Origin of the sequence: Streptomyces sp. DvalAA-14 (genome assembly GCF_900091855.1) — a bacterium.
Lineage (GTDB): Bacteria > Actinomycetota > Actinomycetes > Streptomycetales > Streptomycetaceae > Actinacidiphila.
Genome location: NZ_FMCH01000587.1, coordinates 1 through 4943, shown reverse-complemented (window position 1 = coordinate 4943; position 4943 = coordinate 1). Strand labels below are relative to the sequence as shown.

The 4943-nt window shown below is 72.3% G+C and carries 3 protein-coding genes and 2 pseudogenes; 4 read left to right on the top strand and 1 reads right to left on the bottom strand.

Going from position 1 to position 4943, the window contains the following annotated elements; genetic code table 11:
- Positions 1 to 1069 (top strand): annotated as a pseudogene (locus GA0115240_RS31655) (glycoside hydrolase family 71/99-like protein); the annotation flags it as partial.
- Positions 1070 to 1084: 15 nt separating this feature from the next.
- On the opposite strand, the pseudogene GA0115240_RS31650 reads toward GA0115240_RS31655, so the two are convergent.
- Positions 1085 to 2117: pseudogene (locus GA0115240_RS31650) on the bottom strand (Gfo/Idh/MocA family protein).
- A gap of 89 nt (positions 2118 to 2206) precedes the next feature.
- Between GA0115240_RS31650 and GA0115240_RS31645 the strand changes: the two are divergent.
- The 3 genes from GA0115240_RS31645 to GA0115240_RS31635 all read left to right on the top strand — a co-directional run.
- Positions 2207 to 3553, top strand: a complete 1347-nt coding sequence (locus GA0115240_RS31645; protein WP_093742086.1) for a multidrug effflux MFS transporter — start codon at positions 2207 to 2209, stop codon at positions 3551 to 3553.
- A 55-nt stretch (positions 3554 to 3608) separates the two neighbouring features.
- The gene (locus tag GA0115240_RS31640; protein WP_093742084.1) at positions 3609 to 3806 is read left to right on the top strand and encodes a hypothetical protein; all 198 of its coding nucleotides are present in this window, start codon (positions 3609 to 3611) and stop codon (positions 3804 to 3806) included.
- Positions 3772 to 4943: serine hydrolase domain-containing protein (locus GA0115240_RS31635; protein ID WP_107407246.1), on the top strand; the 1172-nt coding region annotated here is incomplete at its 3' end. The genes GA0115240_RS31640 and GA0115240_RS31635, both read left to right, overlap by 35 nt.

Here is a 4943-nt window from a genome sequence, read left to right as displayed (position 1 = left end):
CGGGGACGGTGCGCCGATCAACGGCTGGTGGCACTGGAGCCAGAACTGGGGCCAGACCCCGTCGATCTCCAACAACGCGATCAAGGCGTGGCCCGACACCCGCGAGTACAGCAAGACCTACCCGACCGCGTACCCGAACCTCAACGGCGGCCAGGCCGCGACCCTGTTCTCGTCCTACGACCAGCAGACCGTGGACACCCACTTCGCCTGGATGCAGAGTTACGGCTGCGACACCGCCGCCCTGCAGCGCTTCAACCCCAACGGCGGGGAGGGCCCGACCCGGGACGCGATGGTGCCCAAGGTGCGCAGCGCCGCCGAGTCGCACGGCCGGAAGTTCTACATCATGTACGACGTGTCGGGCTGGACGAACATGCAGTCGGAGATCAAGACCGACTGGACCAACAAGATGAAGGCGTACACCTCGTCGTCGGCCTACGCCAAGCAGAACGGCAAGCCGGTGGTGTGCATCTGGGGCTTCGGCTTCAACGACTCCAACCACCCGTTCAGCGCCGCCGCCTGCCTGGACGTCATCAACTGGTTCAAGTCGCAGGGCTGTTACGTGATCGGCGGGGTGCCGCGCGAGTGGCGGACCGGCACCGGCGGCTCCCGGGCCGGCTTCGCGGACGTCTACCACGCGATGAACATGATCTCGCCCTGGATGGTCGGCGCGATCGGTGACGCGGCGGGCTCGGACTCGGTCTACCAGAACATCAACGTGCCCGACCAGGCCGACTGCAACGCGCACGGCGTCGACTACCAGCCGTGCGTCCTGCCCGGCGACGTCTCGGCCCGCCAGCGCAAGCACGGCGACTTCATGTGGCGGCAGTTCTACAACATGGTCCGGGTCGGCGCGCAGGGCATCTACATCTCGATGTTCGACGAGTACGGCGAGGGCAACCAGATCGCCAAGACCGCCGAGAACGCCTCCATGGTGCCGTCCGGGTCCGGGCTGTGGGCCCTGGACGAGGACGGCACCCCCTGCTCCTCCGACTACTACCTGCGGCTGACCGGCGACGGCGGCCGGATGCTGAAGAAGCAGATCGCGCTCACCGCGACCCGGCCGACCCCGCCGACCACCTGAGCCTCAGTCCACGCCGTGGTAGCGCACCCCGATCCGCTCCCGCACCCGGTCCAGGGTGCGCATCACGGCCAGCGATCCGTCCAGCGGCACCAGCGGTGACTGCGTCTCGCCCGCCCGCAGGCAGCGCATCACCTCGATCGCCTCGTGCCGCATGGTGCCGCTGTCCGGGTCCGGGTGGACGATCGGCGAGGCGCACGATCCGCGGGGTGTCCGCACCGCGGCGGTACAGCGCGAAGCTCGCCGGACGGAAGAAGTCGTCAGCGATCACGATCCGGCCCTCGCTGCCGCTGATGGTGGCGGGCGCGCCGGTCTCGGCGACCATGGTGCAGCTGAGTGTGGCGGTCGCGCCGCCGGCCCAGCCCAGCAGGATGCCGGTGTTGTCGTCCACGCCCTCCGGCGTGCGGTGCGCCACCGCCTGCACCTCGTCCGGCTCGCCGAGCAGCAGCTGCGCGAAGGACACCGGGTAGACGCCGAGATCGAGCACCGCGCCGCCGCCCTGCCCGGGATCCCGCATCCGGTGCTCGGGCGCGAAGTCGCCGCGGAAGCCGAAGTGGGCCGAGACATCCAGCACCTCACCGATCGCGCCCTCGGCGATCAGCGCGGTCATGTGGCGGACCAGCGGGTTGCAGTACGTCCACATGGCCTCCATCAGGAACAGCCCGCGGTCGGCGGCCAGGTCCACCAGCTCCCGGGCCTGCCGGGTGTTGATGGTGAGGGCCTTCTCGCACAGCACCGCCCGCCCGGCCTCCAGGCACAGCCCGGCCGCGGCGCGGTGCGCGGAGTGCGGGGTGGCCACGTAGACCACGTCCACCTCGTCGTCCGCCGCCAGCTCGGCCCAACTGCCGTAGGCGCGCGGGATGTCGTACCGCTCGGCGAACGCCTTGGCGCCCGCCTGGCTGCGGGAGCCGACCGCCACCACCTCGGCGTCGGGCAGTGACCGCAGCGCCTCGGTGAAGGTCGCGGCGATCCCGCCGGTCGCCAGGATTCCCCAGCGGATCTTCGGTATCGATCCGCTCACCCGCACGTCGTCGCCCATCGTTGCGTCCTCGCTCATCGGGCTGTCCTTCAATCGTTCTCGGTGGTCCGCGCCGACTGAAAGAATATGGGCCGATTCACCTACTTCCGATGGAGAGTGCCGCCGTGCCGGACGCCGGGCTGCCCATTCCCGCGCAGACCACCGCAAAAACCGCCATCACCGCACCCCTTCCACCAGCCGCGCCCCTTCCCCCCTCCGCGCCCGGCTCCCCGTCCGCCGCCGACCTCCCGCGCCGGGCCGGCCTGCTGGTCACCCTGGTGCTCGGCGGGCTGACCGCGCTGCCGCCGCTGTCCATGGACATGTACCTGCCGGCGCTGCCCCAGGTCACCGACGCCCTGCACGCGCCCGCGGCGGTCGTCCAGATCACCCTGACCGCCTGCCTGGCCGGCATGGCCCTCGGCCAGCTCGTCGTCGGCCCGCTCAGCGACCGCTTCGGGCGCCGCCGCCCGCTGCTGATCGGCATGGTGGTCTACGTCCTGGCCACCGCCGTCTGCGCCTTCGCCCCCTCCGCCGGGCTGCTGATCGGCTTCCGGCTGCTCCAGGGACTGGCCGGCTCGGCCGGCATCGTGATCTCCCGCGCCGTGGTCCGCGATCTCTACGACGGCGTGGAGATGGCCCGCTTCTACTCCACCCTGCTGCTGATCTCCGGCGCCGCCCCGATCATCGCCCCCACCATCGGCGGCCAGATCCTCCGGCTGACCGACTGGCGCGGCGTCTTCTACGTCTGCACCGCCGTCGGCGCCCTGCTCACCGTGGTGGTCTGGCGCCGGCTGCACGAGACGCTGCCGCCCGGGCGCCGCCACACCGGCGAGTTGCTCGGCACCTTCGGCGCCATGCGCCGGCTGCTCGCCGACCGGGTGTTCACCGGCTACGTACTGGCCGGCAGCTTCTCCTTCGCCGCACTGTTCACCTACGTCTCCGCCTCGTCCTTCGTCGTCCAGGACATCTACGGCGCCTCCCCGCAGACCTTCAGCCTGCTGTTCGGCCTCAATTCCGTCGGCATCGTCGCCGTCGGCCAGCTCAACGGCAAGGTGCTGGTCGGCCGGGTCGACATGGACCGGGTGCTGGCCCTGGGCCTCGCGCTGGTCACCTCGGCGGCGGTGGCCCTGGTCCTGATGACCAGCGGGGTCTTCGGGCGGGCCGGGCTGCCCGAGGTGGCCACCGGGCTGTTCGTGCTGATGGCGTCACTGGGCCTGGTCCTGCCCACCACCAACACCATGGCGCTGCTGCGCACCAAGAAATCGGCCGGTTCCGCGTCGGCGCTGATCGGCACCTCGTCCTTCCTGGTCGGCGCGGCGATCTCCCCGCTGGCGGGCGTCGCCGGCGACGGCACGGCGGTGCCGATGGCGCTCACCCAGCTGGCCTGCGCACTCGTCGCCTGCGCGGCCTTCATGGGGCTGTGCGTGCGCGGGCGGCGTACCGTGGAAAGTGCGTAGGCGCGACCTGCGGGGCCGCGCCGCCACCACGCGTCACCCTCGTCAGGAGGAAGCGATGTCCGACGTCGCGGACGAAAGCACCTGGGCCTTCAAGACCGCCGACAGTACGCTGCACACGGGATCCGAGCACGCCGTGGACCCGGAGGATCTGGTGATGGCCGCCGGCCGGGAGCCCACCCCGGAGCTGATCGAGAAGGCCCGCCGAGCACTGGAGGAACATGGCCCCGCCGCTGTCGAAAGGTTCCTGCCCTGAGGATGCGGGCCTCGACAGCACAGAACTGCGGCGGATCGTCCCCGAGCTGGCCGCGTACCTGCGTCCGGCGCCCGAGCACCCCTGGTGCGCGGGCGCCGTGGTGCTGGCCGGCCGCGGCCGCACCGTCGCGCTGCACGAGGCGATCGGCTGGGCGGTCCGCTACGCCTCCTACGACGAGCGCACCGACCGCGGGGTCGAACTGCCCGCCGGGCAGCAGGTGCCAGCCCGGCCCGACACCGTCTTCGACCTCGCGTCCCTGACCAAGCTCTTCACCGCCGTCGCCGCCGTGCAGCAGATCGAGTACGGCGCCCTGCGGCTCGACGCACCCGTGGCGCGGTACGCACCGGAGGTGACCGCCGCCGCCGAGCACCGGGTGACGGTGCGGCACCTGCTCACCCACACCTCGGGGCTGCGCCCGGAACTGCCGCTGTACGACCTCCCGGACGCCGCCGCGCGGGCGGCCCGGCTGGCCGCCGAGCAGCCGCTGACCGCACCCGGCACGGCCCGGCGCTACTCCGACCTCAATCTGCTGCTGCTCCAGACCGTGCTGGAACGGGTCGCCGGCACCCCGCTGGACCGGCTGATCGCCGACGGCATCACCGGGCCGCTCGGCATGACCGACACGTGCTTCAACCCGCCCGCCGACCGGCTGCCCAGGATCGCCGCCACGGAGGACCAGCGCCGCCCCTGGGGCCGCCTGGACCGGGGCATGGTGCACGGCGTCGTACACGACGAGAACGCGTATGCGATGGGCGGCGTCGCGGGCCACGCCGGCCTGTTCTCCACCGCCTGGGACCTGGCGCTGTTCGCCCGCGCCGTGCTGGACGGCGGCGCCGGCATCCTGCGGACCGACTCGGCGGCGCTGCTGCTGGGCGCCGCCGCCGGACCCGACGGCAGTCACCGGCCGCTCGGCTTCGAGATCGACCAGCCGTGGTTCATGGGCGAGTCGGCCGGCCGCGGCGCGCTCGGCCACACCGGCTTCACCGGCACCAGCCTGCTGCTCGACCCCGCCACCGACACCTTCCTGGTCCTGCTCACCAACTCCGTGCACCCCTCCCGCACCTGGCGGGAGGGCAGCGCCCCCCGCGCCGCCGCGGCCACCCGGCTGGCCCGGGCGGTACGGGCGGCCGGCGAGCC

Coding starts and splice junctions, on each gene's coding strand:
- GA0115240_RS31645 (WP_093742086.1), top strand. CDS start 2,207: ATGGAGAGTGCCGCCGTGCCGGACGCCGGGCTGCCCATTCCCGCGCAG.
- GA0115240_RS31640 (WP_093742084.1), top strand. CDS start 3,609: ATGTCCGACGTCGCGGACGAAAGCACCTGGGCCTTCAAGACCGCCGAC.